The 18,183-nt window shown below is 61.0% G+C and carries 18 protein-coding genes; 16 read left to right on the top strand and 2 right to left on the bottom strand.

The window, feature by feature from the left end:
- Positions 1 to 117 precede the first annotated feature (117 nt).
- Positions 118 to 945: a hypothetical protein gene (locus tag BI343_RS01160; protein WP_211269362.1), complete on the top strand. Its 828-nt coding sequence runs from the start codon at positions 118 to 120 to the stop codon at positions 943 to 945.
- Between the two features lie 48 nt (positions 946 to 993).
- On the opposite strand, the gene BI343_RS01155 is transcribed toward BI343_RS01160, so the two are convergent.
- Positions 994 to 1,791, bottom strand: coding sequence for a response regulator (locus BI343_RS01155; RefSeq protein WP_071108318.1), 798 nt, complete (start codon positions 1,789 to 1,791; stop codon positions 994 to 996).
- Between the two features lie 247 nt (positions 1,792 to 2,038).
- Here BI343_RS01155 and flgB point away from each other — a divergent pair, with 247 nt between their 5' ends.
- From flgB to flgL, 11 genes are read left to right on the top strand one after another with little or no spacing between them, the layout of a single operon-like run.
- The gene (gene flgB, locus BI343_RS01150; protein ID WP_071108317.1) at positions 2,039 to 2,452 is read left to right on the top strand and encodes a flagellar basal body rod protein FlgB; all 414 of its coding nucleotides are present in this window, start codon (positions 2,039 to 2,041) and stop codon (positions 2,450 to 2,452) included.
- A 6-nt stretch (positions 2,453 to 2,458) separates the two neighbouring features.
- A complete protein-coding gene (flgC, locus tag BI343_RS01145; RefSeq protein ID WP_071108316.1) occupies positions 2,459 to 2,869 on the top strand; it encodes a flagellar basal body rod protein FlgC in 411 nt (136 codons plus the stop codon).
- A 20-nt stretch (positions 2,870 to 2,889) separates the two neighbouring features.
- Positions 2,890 to 3,609 carry a flagellar hook assembly protein FlgD gene (locus BI343_RS01140; protein WP_169828967.1) on the top strand — a complete coding sequence of 240 codons (720 nt, stop codon included), beginning with the start codon at positions 2,890 to 2,892 and terminating at the stop codon, positions 3,607 to 3,609.
- Between the two features lie 45 nt (positions 3,610 to 3,654).
- Positions 3,655 to 4,926, top strand: a complete 1,272-nt coding sequence (gene flgE, locus BI343_RS01135) for a flagellar hook protein FlgE (RefSeq protein WP_071108315.1) — start codon at positions 3,655 to 3,657, stop codon at positions 4,924 to 4,926.
- 22 nt (positions 4,927 to 4,948) lie between these two features.
- Positions 4,949 to 5,689 carry a flagellar basal body rod protein FlgF gene (locus tag BI343_RS01130; protein WP_043622140.1) on the top strand — a complete coding sequence of 247 codons (741 nt, stop codon included), beginning with the start codon at positions 4,949 to 4,951 and terminating at the stop codon, positions 5,687 to 5,689.
- 36 nt (positions 5,690 to 5,725) lie between these two features.
- The gene (flgG, locus tag BI343_RS01125; RefSeq protein WP_043622143.1) at positions 5,726 to 6,508 is read left to right on the top strand and encodes a flagellar basal-body rod protein FlgG; all 783 of its coding nucleotides are present in this window, start codon (positions 5,726 to 5,728) and stop codon (positions 6,506 to 6,508) included.
- Between the two features lie 46 nt (positions 6,509 to 6,554).
- Positions 6,555 to 7,238 (top strand): flagellar basal body L-ring protein FlgH, encoded by a 684-nt coding sequence (locus BI343_RS01120; RefSeq protein ID WP_043622147.1) that lies wholly within the window; start codon positions 6,555 to 6,557, stop codon positions 7,236 to 7,238.
- A 22-nt stretch (positions 7,239 to 7,260) separates the two neighbouring features.
- Positions 7,261 to 8,358, top strand: a complete 1,098-nt coding sequence (locus BI343_RS01115; protein ID WP_071108314.1) for a flagellar basal body P-ring protein FlgI — start codon at positions 7,261 to 7,263, stop codon at positions 8,356 to 8,358.
- A gap of 45 nt (positions 8,359 to 8,403) precedes the next feature.
- Complete coding sequence (gene flgJ, locus BI343_RS01110; protein ID WP_071108313.1) at positions 8,404 to 9,339, top strand: flagellar assembly peptidoglycan hydrolase FlgJ; 936 nt, start codon at positions 8,404 to 8,406, stop codon at positions 9,337 to 9,339.
- Between the two features lie 48 nt (positions 9,340 to 9,387).
- Positions 9,388 to 11,178, top strand: coding sequence for a flagellar hook-associated protein FlgK (gene flgK, locus BI343_RS01105; protein WP_071108312.1), 1,791 nt, complete (start codon positions 9,388 to 9,390; stop codon positions 11,176 to 11,178).
- A gap of 28 nt (positions 11,179 to 11,206) precedes the next feature.
- Positions 11,207 to 12,136 carry a flagellar hook-associated protein FlgL gene (flgL, locus tag BI343_RS01100; protein ID WP_071108311.1) on the top strand — a complete coding sequence of 310 codons (930 nt, stop codon included), beginning with the start codon at positions 11,207 to 11,209 and terminating at the stop codon, positions 12,134 to 12,136.
- 189 nt (positions 12,137 to 12,325) lie between these two features.
- On the opposite strand, the gene BI343_RS01095 is transcribed toward flgL, so the two are convergent.
- Positions 12,326 to 13,687, bottom strand: a complete 1,362-nt coding sequence (locus tag BI343_RS01095; RefSeq protein ID WP_071108310.1) for an MFS transporter — start codon at positions 13,685 to 13,687, stop codon at positions 12,326 to 12,328.
- Positions 13,688 to 13,844: 157 nt separating this feature from the next.
- Between BI343_RS01095 and uvrA the strand changes: the two genes are divergently transcribed.
- From uvrA to BI343_RS01075, 4 genes are all read left to right on the top strand, one after another.
- Positions 13,845 to 16,676, top strand: coding sequence for an excinuclease ABC subunit UvrA (uvrA, locus tag BI343_RS01090; protein WP_071108309.1), 2,832 nt, complete (start codon positions 13,845 to 13,847; stop codon positions 16,674 to 16,676).
- A gap of 179 nt (positions 16,677 to 16,855) precedes the next feature.
- The gene (locus BI343_RS01085; protein WP_071108308.1) at positions 16,856 to 17,299 is read left to right on the top strand and encodes a VOC family protein; all 444 of its coding nucleotides are present in this window, start codon (positions 16,856 to 16,858) and stop codon (positions 17,297 to 17,299) included.
- 51 nt (positions 17,300 to 17,350) lie between these two features.
- Complete coding sequence (locus tag BI343_RS01080; RefSeq protein WP_071108307.1) at positions 17,351 to 17,662, top strand: thioredoxin family protein; 312 nt, start codon at positions 17,351 to 17,353, stop codon at positions 17,660 to 17,662.
- Between the two features lie 138 nt (positions 17,663 to 17,800).
- Entirely contained in the window at positions 17,801 to 18,181 is a 381-nt protein-coding gene (locus BI343_RS01075; RefSeq protein WP_071108306.1) for a hypothetical protein, read from the top strand.
- The last annotated feature ends 2 nt before the right edge of the window (positions 18,182 to 18,183 follow it).

The following is an 18,183-nucleotide window of genomic DNA, read 5'->3' as shown; positions in this document are numbered from 1 at the left end:
TTTCGGGAAAAAATGGCACTTGCGGCCGAGAGTGGGCGTTCTATGCGGCGCTGGCTTGGGCGAGGGGGCCTGGTTTGCTACAATGCCGCCTTTTTTGTTTCGCAAGGAATCATGGGAATGCAATACGCTGTGCAGCGCTACGCCGCCACCCGGCCCTGGGCCAGACGGATCGCCCAGCTTTACGCGCAGGCCATTCAGGCTGCCGAAGCCAGGGCGCAGATGAAGGATGTGATCAAGCGGGAGCTGGAGCGGGCTGCGCAGGTATTCGACATTCCCCAGTCGGCCATCGTGACCGAGTTGGCGTTGGCGGAGGCGTGGGGGCATTTCGCGCGCCATGGGCGCGTGGTGTCGCATCTGGACGCGGCGCTGGCGGACGCGTTGTCGCATACCCGTCAGCCAAGCAATCTGCCGGATACGCTCAGCCTGCCCGCCGATGCTTTCTTCCTGCATGTGCCGGGCGAGGGCGGCGCTTTCATCACGCATCAGCCGGAGCGGCGCGCCCTGTTGCTGACTTTGGTGCGGATGGGGTTTGCGCCGGATGGTGTTAACTGGCTGCAGGCGGCGGATCAGGTTGAGTTGGTGCGGGTGGAGTATCCGGGGGAGCTGGCGCCGCAATTGAAGGAAGTGGCGGCCGAGTGGAATGGTTTGCTGGCTTCGGTGTTGAATGGTCTGGCGATGATGACCCAACCCAAGCTGAAGCTGGTTCGGGAGTGGGAATCGGCGGCGCCGTCGGAATGGGTGGCGGCGGTTGCGCACCCTAGCTGCGCCAAGACCCGGCAGAAGGCGCGCGGCCAGTTGTTGAAGGCGGGGTTCGGCGAGATTACCTTCTGCCGCGTCGAGGATTTGCCGGCTCAGGCGGAGTATGGGGCGCAAGGTTATTGGCGCCGACAGTCTTTTGGCGAGGACAAGGCGCATTCGCGCCTGGTGTGGGTGGCGCCGCGCTAGTGCTGGTTGGCGTTTGCGGCTAAGCCGCGACGCAGGCGGCGACAGTCCCTAATATTCGTTGAGCAGGCGGCGAACCAGTTCGCGCATCTGCTCGATATCGAATGGTTTCTCGCAGCAGGCGGCGATGCCGGCGTCTTCCAGATCTTCCTGGCTGGCCGGTTCGTTCTGGCTGGTGATCATCAATACCGGGGTGCCTGGTTGCAGCTGGCTGTCGCGAACGTAGCGGGCGAAGTCCAGGCCGTCCATGCCGGGCATGTGGAAGTCGGTGATGATCAGTTTGAACGGCTCCTGCTCGAGGTACGGTATGGCGGTTTCTGCGCTGGCCGCTTCGCAGAAGTGTTCGAAGCCTAGTTTCTCCATCACTTGGCGGATGTGGTGGCGCGAGGTTTGGCTGTCGTCGACGATCAGCACGCTCATCAGCGCCATGTCCGCATCGATTTCCGCGCCCAGGCTGGCGCAATTGATGAAGCTCATCACGCTTTGCATGGCTTGCGCCAGTTGCGGGCCATCGAAAGGCTTGGGCAGGATGGCCAGGCTGCCGGCCTGGCGTATGGTTTCCAGGCGTTCCGGGTTGGTCTCGCTGCTAATCAGAATGAAGGGCAGGTCGTAAAGGTCCGAGCTGCCGCGCAGCGTCTGGACTAGATCGCTGCCCGTCATGTCCGGCAGGTGATAGGCGCTGATCACCAGATTGGGACGGCGTTCCCTGGCCTGGCTGATCAGCTCCTCTCCCGTCGTGTGCACTTCGACTTGACGCGCTCCCAGTTCTTCCAATGCCTTGGTGATGATTTGGGCTTGTACCGGCGATGGCTCCGCCAGCGTGATCAACAATTCTTCCAGGGCCAGCATGGTCCACTCCCACTTTTCCCTGACTACATTATTGACGGTTTTGGCACGATTTGGCGCGCTGGGCAAGCAAAATCCTTGCATCAGCCCCTGAATTTGCTGTTTAAGGCGGGTGGGCGGCAAGTTTTGCCGCTGTGAAACCGCACAAGTTTGCCGTTTTGCCATCCGTTCTTTGTAATCAATGGCTTGGGTGGGTGGTTTTTCCTGGCACGGTTCGTGCTTAATAGTTGCCGTCAGTCAGGAGACGTTCATGTTAGACAAGATTGCCCACTATTTCGATTTCCAGCAGCGCGCGCTGAATCTGCAGGCCTATCGCGCCGAGGTGATAGGCAGCAATGTGGCCAACGCGGAAACGCCGTATTACAAGGCGGTGGATTTCGATTTCAAGGCAGCCTTGCTGGCGCAGACGGAGCAGCAGGGGCGCTTGTCCTTGGCGGTGACCGATCCGCGCCATATCGCCAGCGCGCCGGAAGGCTCGGCTGCGGTGCCGCTGCAGTATCGCAGCGCCGTGCAGCCTAGCCTGGACGGCAACACGGTGGACATGGATGTCGAGCGCGGCGCGTTTGCCGACAATGCCTTGCAGTATCAGACGACGTTGGCATTCCTGAACAAGCGGATCGGCGGGCTGAATGCCGCGATCCAGGGCAACGGCAGCGGAGGTTAGGCTTAAATGTCCTTGTCGAATTTGTTCAATATTTCCGGGTCGGCGCTGTCTGCGCAGTCGATGCGGCTCAATGTGGTGGCGAGCAACCTCGCCAACGCGGAAAGCGCAACCAGTTCCACTGGTCAGCCGTACAAGGGACGCCATGTGGTGTTTACGGCGGTGCCGGTGGATAGCGCGCAGCCTCATGTCGCAGGCGTGCGCGTCACCTCCGTGGTGGAAGACCAGACGCCGCCGAGGCTGAAGTATGAGCCGGGCAATCCGCTGGCCGATGAGCGCGGCTATGTGACGATGCCAAATGTGAATGTGGTGGAGGAGATGGCGGACATGATCGCCGCCTCCCGCGCGTATCAAAACAATGTCGAAATGATGAACACAGCCAAGACCTTGCTGCAGAAGACCTTGCAGCTTGGCCAGTAAGCTTTTCCAGGGAGATGGCCATGGCCACTAGCGGCAGCTTCAACTACGGCAATTTGAACAACCAGCCGGCGCCGGGCGCTACCAGCATTCAGGCGGCCAACGGTTCGTCCGGCGGCAATGCGCAGTCGGCGACCAGCGCGCAAAGCATGCAGAGTAATTTTCTGACCTTGCTGACCGCCCAGCTGAATGCCCAGGATCCGCTGAATCCTATGGACAATAGCCAGATCACCAGCCAGATGGCGCAAATCAGCCAGGTGGCCGGCATCCAGTCGCTGAATCAAACCATGCAGCAACTGGTGAATGCCCAGAGCGCCAATCAATCGATGATGGCGGCCAGCATGATAGGGAAGAACGTGCTGGTGGCGGGCAGCGGCTTGCAGACCCCGGCTGCCGGGCAGACGACGCAGGCCGGCGTGATGCTGAATGGTCCGGCCTCGTCGGTGCAGATCAATGTGCTGGACAAGAGCGGCAACGTGGTGGCGACCCAGTCGATTGCCAGCCCGACGAAGGGGATGAATACCTTCACTTGGGACGGCACCGACGGCAATGGCAATGCCCTGCCCAAGGGCAATTACACATTCCAGGCCAAGGTCAATCAGGCCAGCGCAGGCGGCACGACCACGGCGACTGCGTACAACACGCAGCAAGTTCAGGCCGTATCGTGGGTGAATGGCGCGCCGATGCTGGTGCTGCCGGGCAATGCGCAGGTTTCCTTGTCCAGCGTGGCGCAAATGTCCTGATTCGCCGCCCTGCGGCGACATGGTTAGAGTTCAAGGAGTACGAAAATGGGTTTCCAGCAAGGTTTGAGCGGTCTGAACGCGGCATCGGTTCAGCTTGACACCATAGGCAACAACGTCGCCAACGCCAGTACGGTCGGCTTCAAGAGTTCGCGTACCGAATTTGGCGACTTGTACGGCCAGACTTTGTACGGCATCACCGCTACGACTCCCGGCATTGGCGTGCAGGTGCAAGGCATCACGCAGAATATGACCAATGGCAATATCGAGACCACGGGCCGCAGCCTGGACCTGGCGATCAATAACAGCGGTTTCTTCATCGTGCAGACGCCCAACGGCACTCAGGCGTATACCCGCAATGGCGAGTTTCAGGTCAACAACCAGGGCTATATCGTCGGCACCTCGGGCAATTATCTGCAGGGCTGGACGGCAAATGCCGCGGGCGGGATTTCCTATGGTCCGGTGGGCAAGCTGCAACTGACCAATACCTCGATTTCCCCGGTGCCGACTTCCAAGCTGTCCTTGGCGGTGCAATTGAATTCAAACAGCACGACGCCGACCGGCACCGGCATTCCGCCGTACAATAACCCTGCGGTGAGCACGTCGTACAACTGGAGCAATAACCAGACGGTTTACGACAGCCTCGGCAACTCCCATCAGATGGTGTTTTACTACACGCTTACCTCGCAGGCGGCAACGGGCAATACCTGGACGGTCAACGCCTATGTCGACGGCAATCAGGTGACGTCGACCGGCACCTATCCGCTGACATTGGGCTACAACACCAATGGTTTGTTGTCTACCGTCAACGGCGCAGCGCCAGGCGCCGTGCCGCTGTCGTTCACCATCGCGCCGCCCAATGGCAGCTCCGCCTCGACATCGCAGACCGTCAACGTCAACTTCGCCAATTCCACGCAGATCGCCCAGCAATCGGCGACGCTGTCTGCCACTCAGGACGGCATCGCGCCCGGAACCTTGCAGAGCATCAATATCTCCAGCAACGGCACCATCCAGGCCAGCTTCTCGAATAGCCAGACCAAGACCATAGGCCAGGTGGCACTCGCCAACTTTGTGAATCAGCAAGGGCTGCAGGCGATGGGCGGCAACTTGTGGTCGGAAACGAATAACTCCGGCACGCCGACCACCAACGTGCCTGGCACGGGCAATACTGGCACCTTGTCCGCGGGGCAGGTAGAGGACTCCAATGTCAACCTGACCAACGAGCTGGTGAATATGATCACTACGCAGCGCTACTATCAGGCCAATGCGCAGACGGTGAAGACGCAGGACACGCTGATTCAGACCCTGCTGAATATCTGATCGACCCACTAGAGACTGAAGCATGGATCGAGTGCTGTTTCTGGCCATGACCGGCGCCAAGCATGAAATGTGGCAACAGGCCACCACTTCAAACAATCTGGCCAACGTCAACACCAATGGCTTCAAGGCCGATCTGGCGGCGTTCCGCGCGCTGCCGGTGCTGGGCGACGGCGCGCCCACGCGGACCTATGTGGTGGACAACACTATCGGCTTCGATGCCAGCCAGGGCAGCTTGCAGCATACCGGCAATCCATCCGACTTCGCCTTGGGTTCGCCGGGTTTCTTTGCCGTGCAGGGGCCGGATGGCCAAGAGGCCTATACCCGCGACGGCGGCTATGTGCTGGATCCCAATGGACTGATGCGCACCCGCGCCGGCTTGATGATCATGGGCGACGGCGGCCCGATCACCGTGCCCGCCGGCTCGCAGGTGCAGCTGGGCGCCGATGGATCGGTGCTGGCGATTCCGCAATCCGGCACCAATCGCACGCCGCAACTGGTCGGCCAGATCAAGATGGTCAACCCGGGGCCGAAGGACGTGTACAAAGGCGAGGATCGTTTGTTCCACGTCAACGGCGGCGGCACCTTGCCGGCCAGCGCCGATGTCAAGCTGGTGCCGGAAACGCTGGAGGCTTCCAACGTCAATTCGGTGGACGCGCTGGTGCAAATGATTTCGCATGGCCGGCAGTATGAAATGAATATCAAGATGATGCAGACCGCGCAACAAAACGATCAGCAGGCTGCGCAGTTGTTGTCGATGAGCTGACGACGAGCAAACGAATAAAGAAATAGGTAAATCGCCATGATGCGCGCACTGTATATCGCCAAAACCGGCATGGATGCCAGCCAATTCCAGCTGGATGTGGTGTCCAATAACTTGGCCAACGTCAATACCATAGGCTTCAAGCGCAGCAGGGGCATATTCGAGGATTTGTATTATCAGACGCTGCGACAGCCCGGCGGGCAGTTGGCCAACGGCAATCTCTTGCCGTCCGGCTTGCAGGTCGGCACCGGCGCGGCGGCCGTCGCCACCACCCGCATTTTTGCCCAGGGCACGCCGCAGCAGACCGATCAGCCGCTGGATTTGCAGATCAACGGCGACGGTTTTTTCCGCATCCTGCAGGCGGACGGCACCACGGCCTATACCCGCAATGGCCAGTTTCAGCGCGATCCGAACGGCAATATCGTCAACATCGATGGCTTGCAGCTGAACCCGAACATCAATATTCCGGCCACCGCGCAACAGATCACGGTCTCGCCCGCTGGGGTGGTGCAGTACACGCTGGCCGGCGCAACCGCGCCGCAAACCGCGGGCACAATCTTGCTGACCACCTTCATCAATCCGCAAGGCTTGCAGAGCCTGGGCAATAATCTGTACCTGCAAACCGCGGCTTCGGGCGATCCGCAGGACGGCAATCCCCAGACCGATGACCGCGGCACCATCCGCTCCGGTTTTCTGGAGTCGTCCAACGTCAATGTGACCGAGGAATTGGTCAATATGATCACCGCGCAGCGTTCCTACGAGATGAATTCGCGCGCGGTGACGACGGCGGACCAGATGCTGCAGAAGCTGAGCAACTTGTAACACGACAGGGCGGCGATGAGCCGCCTGTCGGGATGGGAGTAAGACCATGAAGATCAAACTGGCGATGATGGCGGCTGCCGTCATGGTATTAGCCGGTTGCGCGGTGCAGGAACCGCAACTGGTGCAGGGGCCGACCACCGCGCGACCGCAGCCGAAGCCGGTGGGCTTGCCGGCCAATGGATCGATCTTCCAGGCGGCCAGCTATCGACCGATGTTCCAGGATGCGATGCCTATCCAGGTGGGCGATACCTTGCAGATCACCATCCAGGAAAACTCCTCGACCTCGCAGTCGGAGCAGACCACCGATACCCGGACCTCGTCGCTGACCTCCGGCATCAATGCGGGCCTCAAGATTCCATTCCTGCCTTCCGGGCTGGCGAGCGGTTTGGGAGGCACCAGCTTCAATGGCACAGGCTCCGCCAACAATACCGGCAAGGGCAATAGCCAGGTTGCCACCACTTTTGTCAGTTCGATCACTGTCACCGTCATCGATGTCTTGGCCAATGGCAATCTGGTGGTCAGCGGCGAGAAGCAGGTGAGGATCAACAGCGACACCGAGTCGATCCGCCTGTCCGGCGTGGTCAATCCGCGCGATGTGGCGCCGGATCGCACGATTTCATCGTTGAAGGTGGCCGACGCGCGCATCGAACAGCAAACCAAGGGCAACAACCGTCTTTACAACGAGCCGGGTTGGCTGACCAAGTTCTTCATGTCGCTGCTGCCCATCTGATGGCGGCGGCGGGAGTAGCCTAATGAAAAGATGGATTGTCATGGCCAGCTTGTTGCTGGCCTCGCTGCCTGCGCTGTCCGCGCAGCGGCTGAAGGATATCGCCAATATCGGCGGCGTCCGTCCCAACCAATTGATCGGCTATGGTTTGGTGGTGGGCCTCGATGGCAGCGGCGACAAAGTCACCTCGTCGCCGTTCACCGGGCAAGCCATGATCAATATGCTGAATCAACTCGGCGTGCAAGTGCCGCCAGGCACCAAGATTGATCCGAAGAACGTGGCTGCGGTGTCCTTGACCGCCACGCTGCCGCCGTTCGCCAAGCGTGGCCAGGCGCTGGACGTGACCGCTTCGTCGATTGGCGATGCCAAGAGCCTGCGCGGCGGCACTTTGCTGCTGTCGCCGCTAAAGGGCGCGGATGGCCAGATCTATGCGATGGCGCAGGGCAATGTGGTGGTGGGCGGCGCCGGAGCGTCGGCCGGCGGCAGCTCCACCCAGATCAATCAACTGAGCGTGGGCCGTATTCCGGCCGGCGCCACGGTGGAGCGCGAGGTGCAAACCGCGCTGGGCGACGGCGAGTTCATTCATCTTGAACTGCAGGATGCCGACTTCACCACGGCTAACCGCGCCGTCCAGGCCATCAACAAGGTGTTCGGCGCGGATACCGCGCGCGCGGTCGATGGTCGGCTGATCGAAGTGCGGGCGCCGTTCGACAACAATCAGCGGGTGCAGTTTCTGTCGCGGATGGAAAATATTGCCGTCGACCCGGCAGATGTTTCCCCCCTGGTCATCATCAATGCCCGCACCGGCTCCATCGTGATGAATCAGGCGGTGACGTTGGGTGCCTGCGCCGTCTCGCACGGCAATCTGTCGGTCACCATCAATAATACGCCGCAAGTCAGCCAGCCTAATCCCTTGTCCGGCGGCAAGACCACTGTCACCAATCAGGCCGACATCACCATCAACAGCACCAGCGGCAAGGTGGTGGGTTTGAAGGGCGGCGCCAATCTGGCTCAGGTGGTCAATGCCTTGAATGCGCTGGGCGCGTCTCCGCAGGATCTGATTTCCATTCTTCAGGCGATGAAGTCGGCCGGCTCGCTAAAGGCCGATCTGCAAATTATCTAATCTTTGGCATGTTTCTTGCTCTTTATTTAAGTCAAGGAGCGGGATATGACGATGAAGTTTCAGGGCGTTTTGCCGCAGGATCCGCTTAGCCATACCCTGGCGGCGGACCCGACCGGCATGCAAAAGTTGAAGGCGGCGGCGAGCAAGAATCCGCAAGCGGCAGCGCGTCAGGCGGCCTCGCAGTTCGAGGCCTTGCTGATGAATACCATGCTGAAATCGATGCGGTCGGTGCGTTTCGACGAGGAAAGCCCGTCCAATAGCCTCGACACCTTCCAAAGCTTGTCGGACCAGCAGATGGTTCAATCCTTGTGCGAGCGCGGCGGATTAGGGCTGGGCGACATGATCTACCGACAGTTGGCCAAGCAATCCGGCTTCAAGCCGGATGCCAGTCAGATGGCGGCGTTGCAGAGCAATGGCCCGGCCTTGACTGCGCAGCCTGCCGGCTTGCGCTCCTTGCAAGCGTATCAGGAAGCGCAGGCGGCGTCGGCGCAGGCTGGGGTTTCAACAAGCGGAAGCAGCCGGGAGTTTGTGAGCGGCTTGCTGCCGCACGCTCGCCAAGCCGCGCAGCAACTGGGCGTGGCCCCGGAGTGCGTGGTGGCGCATGCCGCGTTGGAAAGCGGCTGGGGCAAGCGGGCCATCCGCAATGCCGATGGCAGCGACAGCCATAATCTGTTCGGCATCAAGGCCGGTTCTGACTGGCATGGCAAGACCACTACCATCGTCACCACAGAATACAGCGGCGGCGTGCCGCAGAAGAAGCAGGAAACCTTCCGCTCCTATGGCTCCTACGCGGAGGCGTTTTCGGACTACGCGCAGTTGCTGAAAGGCTCCTCGCGCTACCGCAATGTACTGAACCAAGGCCAGAACATGTACGGATTCGCGCAAGGCCTGCAGTCCGGCGGCTATGCCACCGATCCGCGTTACGCTCGAAAACTGGTCGATGTGGCGGCGTCGCTGGCGCAGCAGGTGGCGCGTATTTGATCAAGTCCGGCGCGGCGCTGCCGATAAAGAACTAGGGAGAAGTTAATCATGGCTATCGTTGGCGCGGATATTTTCGGGATTGGAGTGAGCGGATTGAATGCCGCTCAGAACGGCTTGTCGGTGACCAGCAACAACATCTCCAATGTCAACACCCCGGGCTACACCCAGGAATATACCACCCAGGCCAGCCGCCAGCCTCAGTTTGCTGGTTTCGGCTACCTGGGCCAGGGCGTCGATGTGACCAGCGTGCAGCGCAGTTACAATCAGTTCCTGGCGCAGCAGCTGCAAGGCGCGCAAACCAATAGCAGCTTCTACACCACGCAATATCAGCAGTTGGGCCAGATCAACAATATGATCGCCGACTCGACGCAAAGCCCCAGTCCGGCGCTGCAGGACTTCTTCGGCGCGATGCAGACGCTGACGCAGCAGCCGTCGTCCCTGCCTAGCCGCCAGACGGTGCTGAGCATGGCGCAGGCCCTGGCAAGCAAGGTCACGGCCATGAACAGCCGCCTGGTGCAAATGCAGCAGGGCGCCAATGGCCAGATCACGACCTCGATACAGAGCATCAATGCCTTGGCGCAGCAGATCGCTTCGTTGAACCAGCAGATCGGAGCGGCGACCGGCGGCAATCCCAATCCGCCGCAGGGGCAGCCGAATTCCTTGCTCGATCAGCGCGATCAGGCCGTGCTGCAGTTGAATCAGCTGGTAGGCGCCTCGGTGTTCAAGCAGAGCGATGGTTCCTATACGGTTTACATCGGCAGCGGCCAGTCGCTGGTCTCTGGCAACAACGTCAACAAGATGGGTACCCAGACCGATCCCAATAATCCGTCCAATGTGCAGGTCGGCTTCACCAATGGCAACGGCACGCTTACCGTGTTGTCGGATAGTCTCTTCGGCAGCGGCCAGCTGGGCGCCTTGCTGAATTTTCGCGACAATGCGCTGGCGCAAACGCAGAATCAGCTTGGCTCCATGGCGATCAACCTGTCTGCGGCGATGAACTACCAGAATAAACTGGGTATGGACTTCAACGGCCAGCCCGGCGGACCGATCTTTCAGGATTTGTCGGCCTATGCCAACAATCCGCAGTACGCGGCCAGTCAATTCGCAGTGGTGATGTCGGACCCCGCTAAGCTGGCAACGGCGTCGAATCTGGTGCCTACCGGCACGGCAGGCGGCAGCGGGACGGTGATGAGCGGCGTGTGGTCTACCTTGCCGGGAACCTATACCGCAGGCCTGAATACGACGCCGCCGACTTTCACGTCGATTGCGCAGCATCCTTCCACCGGTTTGACCAGCATGACCGTCGCCGCGGCGGGCTCCCCGGCGACCATGACGGCTACCATCACCGGCACCAATGGCGGCGGACCGTATAATGTAGTGGTCGATCCGTCCTTGCCCAACAGCTACAAGCTGCAGACGACGGCCGTTCCGCCGGTCGATGTCGGCATCGGCTTCCAGTTGTCCGGATCCCCGGTCAATGGCCAGACATTTACGGTGGGGCCGCAAACCCCAGGCACGCAGTCTCTGGGCGATGGCAACAATTTGCGCCAATTGACCGCGCAGCAGAACCAGAACTTGGTGAATAACCAGTCGTATCAGACTTATTATTCGACTCTGGTGGCATCAGTGGGCAACCAGACCAATACTTCCGGCCTGCAGAATACGGCGGCGCAGGCCTCGTTGCAGCAGGCCACCACCAATAATTCCAACGCCACTGGGGTGAATCTGGACCAGGAGGCGGCAAACCTGATCAAATACCAGCAGTCCTACCAGGCATGTAGCAAGGTAATCCAACTTGCCCAGACTACGTTCTCCAGTATTCTGAACATCATGTCCTGAGGCGGTTAGTTATTGAAGGAGCGCGACGATGCGTATCAGTTCTTCCACGCTATACCAATCTGGCGTGAACAATATGTCGAATCTGCAAGCCAGTCTGGTGCAAATCAATACGCAGATCGACAACCAGAAACGCGTGGTTACGCCGGCCGATGATCCCGTAGCTGCGGCGCGCATCCAGTTGCTGGAAACCTCGAACGGCCAGAACAGCCAGTACCAGAAGAACACCCAATCGGTAGATTCTTGGCTGTCTTTGTCGGATACGACGCTGAAAAGCGCGATCGATCTGATGAATTCGATGAAGAGCCAGGCGATCTATGCCGGCAATGGCGCGTTGTCCACCGTCCAATTGCAGCAGATCCAGAAAACCGTGGGCGAGGGCATCAACGAGCTGGCCGGCTATGCCAACGCGACGGACGGCAACGGCAGTTATCTGTTCAGCGGCAATCAGGTGACGACCGCGCCGTTCTCGGTCAATCTTTCCGCCGTGCCGCCAGTCGCCACTTATAACGGCGACAATGGCCAGCGCAGCGTGCAGGTGGCCGCGTCACGCACCATGACGATCTCCGATCCCGGCAATGCGGTCTTCGGCATTCCCGGCGGCAGCCCGACGGCTGCTTTTGACTCCTTGATCAATTTGTATAATCTGTTGGGACAGAACCCCAAGCCCGCCAACTATGATACCCAGGTTCAGGGGGCGATCAATCAGATCACATCGGCTACGCAGCAGATGTCGGTCAGCCTGGCTTCCGTCGGCTCGCGCGAGGCGGAGAACTCCAACCTGCAGTCCATGAGCAGCAGTCTGGGATTGCAGTACAACAGCAGCATTGGCAATTTGCAGGATCTGGACATGGCGAAAGCGATTTCCGAGTTCACGATGACGCAGACCTCGCTGCAGTACACCCAGAAAACCTATGCGCAAGTGGCGCAGTTGTCCTTGTTCAACTACATCTCCAGTTGATCCAGCGCGCTATTTCTGATTGGGTCGGGCTTTATCAAGCCGTCTGTGGCTTTTGCTGCAGGCGGCTTGTGTTTCTCGATAGTGGCGCAGGCGGACTTTAAGGCGCGTGCGCCGTGACATCCACAGCGCAAGGGCAGCCCCCGTGGCATCGGGAAGCCGCCCTTGCCGCATCAATCTGGGCGTGTGGGTTTAAAAGGTGGCGTCTATCAATCGCCGCACTTCGGTCTCGTCCCATTGCTGCTGCGATACCTTCAGGTAGGCTACGCGATCCGCCAGCAGCACCGAGGCCTCATGCACTCCGGCCACCCCGGCCAGCTCGCGCGACAGCGCTTCTGCGTCGCCGCGCCAGGACTCGCCGATGTGAAACATCACCGAGCGCACGGCCTTGGGCGGCTGCATGCCCAGCGACCAGATCAGCCAGGACAGCATCAGCAAGGTGGTGAAGCCGAACACTCCAGCCGGACCGTAATGGGTGTACAGCCAGCCGCCGGCGGCGGCGCCGAGAAACAGGCCGAATGACTGGGAAGTGTTGTACACGCCTATCGCGGTGCCCTTGGCTTCGGCCGGCGCGATCTTGGAGATCAGCGAGGGCAGGGTGGCTTCCAGGATGTTGAAGGCGATGAAGTACAGCGACAGCCACGCCACGATCAGCCAGAAGCTGTCCAGCGCCAGCGCCATGCCGAGCTGCGCCATCGTCATCAGCGCGATGGCGCCGACAAAGACTTGCTTCAGACGGGCTTTTTTCTCGCCGTAGATGATGGCCGGCACCATCAGGATGAAACCGATCACCGCCACCGGCAGATACACTTCCCAGTGTTGCGACTTGTCCAGGTGGCCGGTCTTGATCAACGCGAACGGAATGGTGACGAACATGGCCATCTGCGCCGCGTGCAGCGCGAAGATGCCGTAGTTCAGGCGCAGCAGCTGGCTGTTCTTCAGCACCGCCGGCAGCCGCTTGGTATTGGCCTCGGCGTCGGAATGGAAGCGCGATTGCGCCGGATTCGGGATGATCAGCCAAACGCCGATCAGCGCCGCCAGCGACAGGAAGCCGGTCAGGGCGAAGATGCCGTTGACGCCGATATATTTGGCCAGCAGCGGCCCCAGCACCAGGCTGGCGGCGAAGGTGGTGCCGATGGACATGCCTATCATGGCCATCGCCTTGGTGCGGTTTTCCTCGCGGGTCAGGTCGGCCAGCAGCGCGGTGATGGCGGCGGAGATGGCGCCGGCGCCCTGGATGATGCGGCCCAGCGTCAGCGTGGCGATGTCGTGCGCGCCGGCGGCGACGAAGCTGCCGATGGCGAACAACAGCAGGCCGCCGTAAATGACTTTTTTGCGGCCGATGCGGTCGGACAACATGCCCAGAGGCAGCTGCAGCAGAGCCTGGGTCAGACCGTAGCTGCCCAGCGCGATGCCGATCAGCGTATGGTTGTCCGCGCCTTGCAGTTTTTCGGCATAGATCGCGAACACGGGCAGGATCAGGAACATGCCCAGCATGCGCAGGGCGTAGATACCGGCCAGCCCCAGGCTGGCCCGCAATTCAGTGGCGTTCATGCGGTATTCGAGGTTAGTTTGGCTGAATCTGGTTTTAACGACCGCGGCAGGCAAAGGATGACGCGTTTACACGCGCAATGCACGGACAAGTGGAGCCGTCCCGGCCAAGTCGGGTATATTAACAGGTTCCCTGACCGACGGTGAGTAACAGCTTCTTATGGACAGCATCCGTATCCGTGGCGCCCGCACCCACAATCTGAAAAACGTCAATCTGGACCTGCCGCGCAACCAGTTGATCGTGATTACCGGCCTGTCCGGCTCCGGCAAGTCCTCGCTGGCTTTCGACACGCTGTATGCCGAGGGCCAGCGCCGCTATGTGGAAAGCCTGTCGGCCTATGCCCGCCAGTTCCTGCAGTTGATGGAAAAGCCGGACGTGGACCTGATCGAAGGCTTGTCGCCGGCGATCTCCATCGAGCAGAAGGCCACCAGCCACAATCCGCGCTCCACCGTCGGCACCGTCACCGAAATCCACGACTACCTGCGCCTCTTGTTCGCCCGCGTCGGCGATCCGCACTGCCCTGAGCACAACGTGCCGCTGTCCAGCCAGACCGTCAGCCAGATGGTGGACCACGTGCTGGCGCTGCCGGAGGAAACGCGGGTGATGATCCTGGCGCCGGTCATCGTCGGCCGCAAGGGCGAAAACCTGGACCTGTTCGACGACCTGCGCGCCCAGGGCTTCGTCCGGGTGCGGGTGGACAGCGAAGTCTACGAGCTGGACGCCGTGCCCAAGCTCGACAAGAACAAGAAGCACACCGTCGAAGTGGTGATCGACCGCCTCAAGGTGCGCGCCGACATGCAGCAGCGCCTTGCGGAAAGCTTCGAAACCGCGCTGCGCCATGCCGAAGGCCGCGCCATCGCCGTGGAAATGGATAGCGGCAAGGAGCACTGGTTCTCCGCCAAATTCGCCTGCCCGGTGTGCAGCTACAGCCTGCCGGAGCTGGAGCCGCGGCTGTTTTCGTTCAACAACCCGATGGGCGCCTGCCCCAAGTGCGACGGCCTGGGCGAGATCACTTTCTTTGATCCCAAGCGCGTGGTCGCGCACCCGGAGTTGAGCCTCGCCTCCGGCGCGATCAAGGGCTGGGACAAGCGCAACCAGTTCTACTATCAGATGCTATTGGCGCTGGGCGAACACTACGGTTTCTCCGTCACCGATCTCGCATTTGAAGACCTGCCGGAAAAGATCCGCAACGTGGTGCTGCATGGCTCGGGGCGCGACAGCATCGAGTTCAGCTATATGTCGGAGAAGGGCAGCAAGTTCACCCGCGAGCATCCGTTCGAGGGCATCATTCCCAACCTGGAGCGCCGCTACCGCGAGACCGACTCCATGGCGGTGCGCGAGGAGCTGGCCAAGTACCAAAATAATCAGGCCTGTCCGCATTGCAGCGGCTCGCGTTTGCGGCTGGAGGCGCGCCATGTGTTCATCGGCCAGCGCACCCTGCATGAAATCAACCAGCTGCCGCTGAAGGAAACCGCCGATTTCTTCGATCAGCTTGAATTTTCCGGCCAGAAGCAGGCGGTGGCGGAGAAGATCGTCAAGGAAATCCGCGAACGGGTGTCCTTCCTGAATAACGTAGGCCTGGATTATCTGAACCTGTCCCGCTCCGCCGACACCCTGTCCGGCGGCGAGGCCCAGCGCATCCGCCTGGCCAGCCAGATCGGCTCCGGCCTGACCGGCGTGATGTACGTGCTGGACGAGCCGTCCATCGGCCTGCACCAGCGCGACAACGACCGCCTGCTGGGCACGCTGAAGCGCCTGCGCGACCTGGGCAACAGCGTGATCGTGGTGGAGCACGACGAGGACGCCATCCGCGAGGCCGATTATCTGGTGGACATGGGGCCCGGCGCCGGCGAGCACGGCGGCGAAGTGCTGGTGTCCGGCACTCCGGACGAAGTGGCGGCTTGCGAGCATTCCGTTACCGGCGCCTTCCTGTCCGGCCGCCGCAAGATCGCGCTGCCGGGCGGCCGCCGCGAGCTGTCCGAGGAGCGGATGCTGCAGCTGATCGGCGCCACTGGCAACAACCTGAAGGATGTGACGTTGAATCTGCCCTTGGGCGGCTTGGTGTGCATCACCGGCGTGTCCGGCTCCGGCAAGTCTACGCTGATCAACGACACCTTGTACAAGATCGCCGCGCGCGACCTGAACGGCGCCAGCGAGGAGCCGTCGCCGTACCGGGAGATCAAGGGCCTGGATCAATTGGACAAGGTGATCAACGTCGACCAGAGCCCGATCGGCCGCACGCCGCGCTCCAATCCAGCTACCTACACCGGGCTGTTCACGCCTATCCGCGAGCTGTTCGCCGGCGTGCCGCTGGCGCGCGAGCGCGGCTACGGGCCCGGCCGTTTCTCCTTCAACGTCAAGGGCGGCCGCTGCGAGGCCTGCCAGGGCGACGGCGTGATCAAGGTGGAAATGCACTTCCTGCCCGATATCTACGTGCCCTGCGACGTTTGCCACGGCAAGCGCTACAACCGCGAGACGCTGGAGGTGCAGTACAAGGGCAAGAGCATCCAGGAAGTGCTGGAGATGACGGTGGAGCAGGCGCTGGAATTCTTCGCCGTGGTGCCGCCGGTGGCGCGCAAACTCAAAACGCTGATGGATGTCGGCCTGGGCTACATCCGCCTGGGGCAGAGCGCCACCACGCTATCGGGCGGCGAGGCGCAGCGCGTGAAGCTGGGCCTGGAACTCTCCAAGCGCGACACCGGCCGAACGCTGTATATCCTGGATGAGCCGACCACCGGCCTGCACTTCCACGACATCGACCTCTTGCTGCAGGTGCTGCACCGCCTGCGCGAGAGCGGCAACACCGTGGTGGTGATCGAGCACAATCTGGACGTGATCAAGACGGCGGACTGGCTGATCGATCTGGGGCCGGAAGGCGGGGCCGGTGGCGGCCAGATCATCGCCAGCGGCACGCCGGAGCAAGTGGCCGCCAACCCGGCCAGCCATACCGGACGCTATCTGGCGCCGTTGCTGGAGCGGGACAAGAAATAGTCGTCATGGCCACGGAAACATACGGAAGAACTTAGCTCGCCTCTGCCGGGGTCTTGGGGCTTTATGGTTTTTGTACTTCTTTCCGCGTCGTTCCGTGTGTTTCCATGGCTAAAAAGATTTTAGATAAAACCGACGCCGGCTTGTCCGGCGCCCACCCATCGTATACATCAGAGGTAGGCATGCTGAGCTTAGGCAAGATCGATCATATCCATATCCGCGTCAAAGACGCTGCGGTGGCGTTGAAATGGTACCAGCGGGTATTGGGATTGGCCCCGGATGCGCGCTACAAGACGGATGGCGAGCACAATGCCGCCATGCTGGTCAATGCCAGCGGCAGCGTGCGCCTGGCCATCAGCGAGGACCCGGATGCGGTTTACGGCGCCCAGGGCGCGGTGGCCTTCGTGGTCAGCGGCCAGGATTTCCTGGAATGGATAGACCGACTGGCCGGCGAGCGGGTCACCAATCGCGAAGGCCAGACCATCGCCCGCGACTCGGTGCACGATCATCGCTTCTTCTGCGCGCTGTCATTCGTCGATCCGTTCGGCAATCCGTTCGAGATCGTCAGCTACGACCACACCTGGCTGGTCGGCAAACTGAAGCTGGGCGGCCATCTCGCTGTTTGACGCCGTTTATCTCGCACCCGCGCCAGCGGGTGTTTTTCTTTGGAGGCAATCATGGCTCATTATTTGGCCGACAATCCCACGCCGGAGGCGGTGGCGGCCTTGCCTGGCCTGACCTTGCTGGAATTCGGCGTGGACTGGTGCCCGCATTGCCAGGGCGCGCAAGCGCTGCTGGCGCAGTTTCTGTCCGCCCATCCTGGTTTGCGCCACCTTGCGCTGGAGGATGGCAAGGGAAGGCCGCTGGGGCGAGCCTACCGCGTCAAGCTGTGGCCCAGTTTCATCCTGCTGCGTGACGGCGCGGAGATAGCCCGCGCGGTGAGGCCGCAGAGCCTGGCCGAGCTGGAGTCCCTGATGCGAGGCGCGTAAAGGGCTTTGATGCCGATTTTGCGCGTTGAGCCTCCGGTTTTATCTGGCGTTTAAGCAAATTTGGATATCTTGCATGCCCGTCCCATCAAAGGCTGCCGCAAGGGGCGGCGGCCGGACGGGTAAGGTTTGGAGATATCCATGTTTGAAAAGGGCAAGAGCTATACCCGCGAGGAAATCCACGCCGTAGTCGGCGGCAACAAGCATTCCTACTTGCCGCGCAAAAAAGGCAAGGTGGTGGCCGCCTGCCTGCGTCCGGATCTGAATCCGGACGCGCCCCATGTCATCCTGTGCAATTCCTGCCCGCCGGAGCGCGCCGCTGGCGAGCAACTGGCGCGTCAAGGCGGGGTGATCCCGGTATTCCTGAAGGAAAATGCCAGCAGCTGGAAGTTTCAGGGCCTGTTCCGCGTAGTGGGGAGCGAGACGCATCCGGATGCATGCGCGCCTTATGCCGCGCGCAGCGCCTGGACCAAGGGGCAAATCAAGCAGGTGTTGAAGCTGGAGCAGCAGGTTAAATTCTGACT

The organism is Chromobacterium amazonense, assembly GCF_001855565.1.
Lineage (GTDB): Bacteria > Pseudomonadota > Gammaproteobacteria > Burkholderiales > Chromobacteriaceae > Chromobacterium > Chromobacterium amazonense.
Note: the sequence above shows the minus strand (reverse complement) of the source record. Positions and strands in the feature narration are given on the sequence as shown.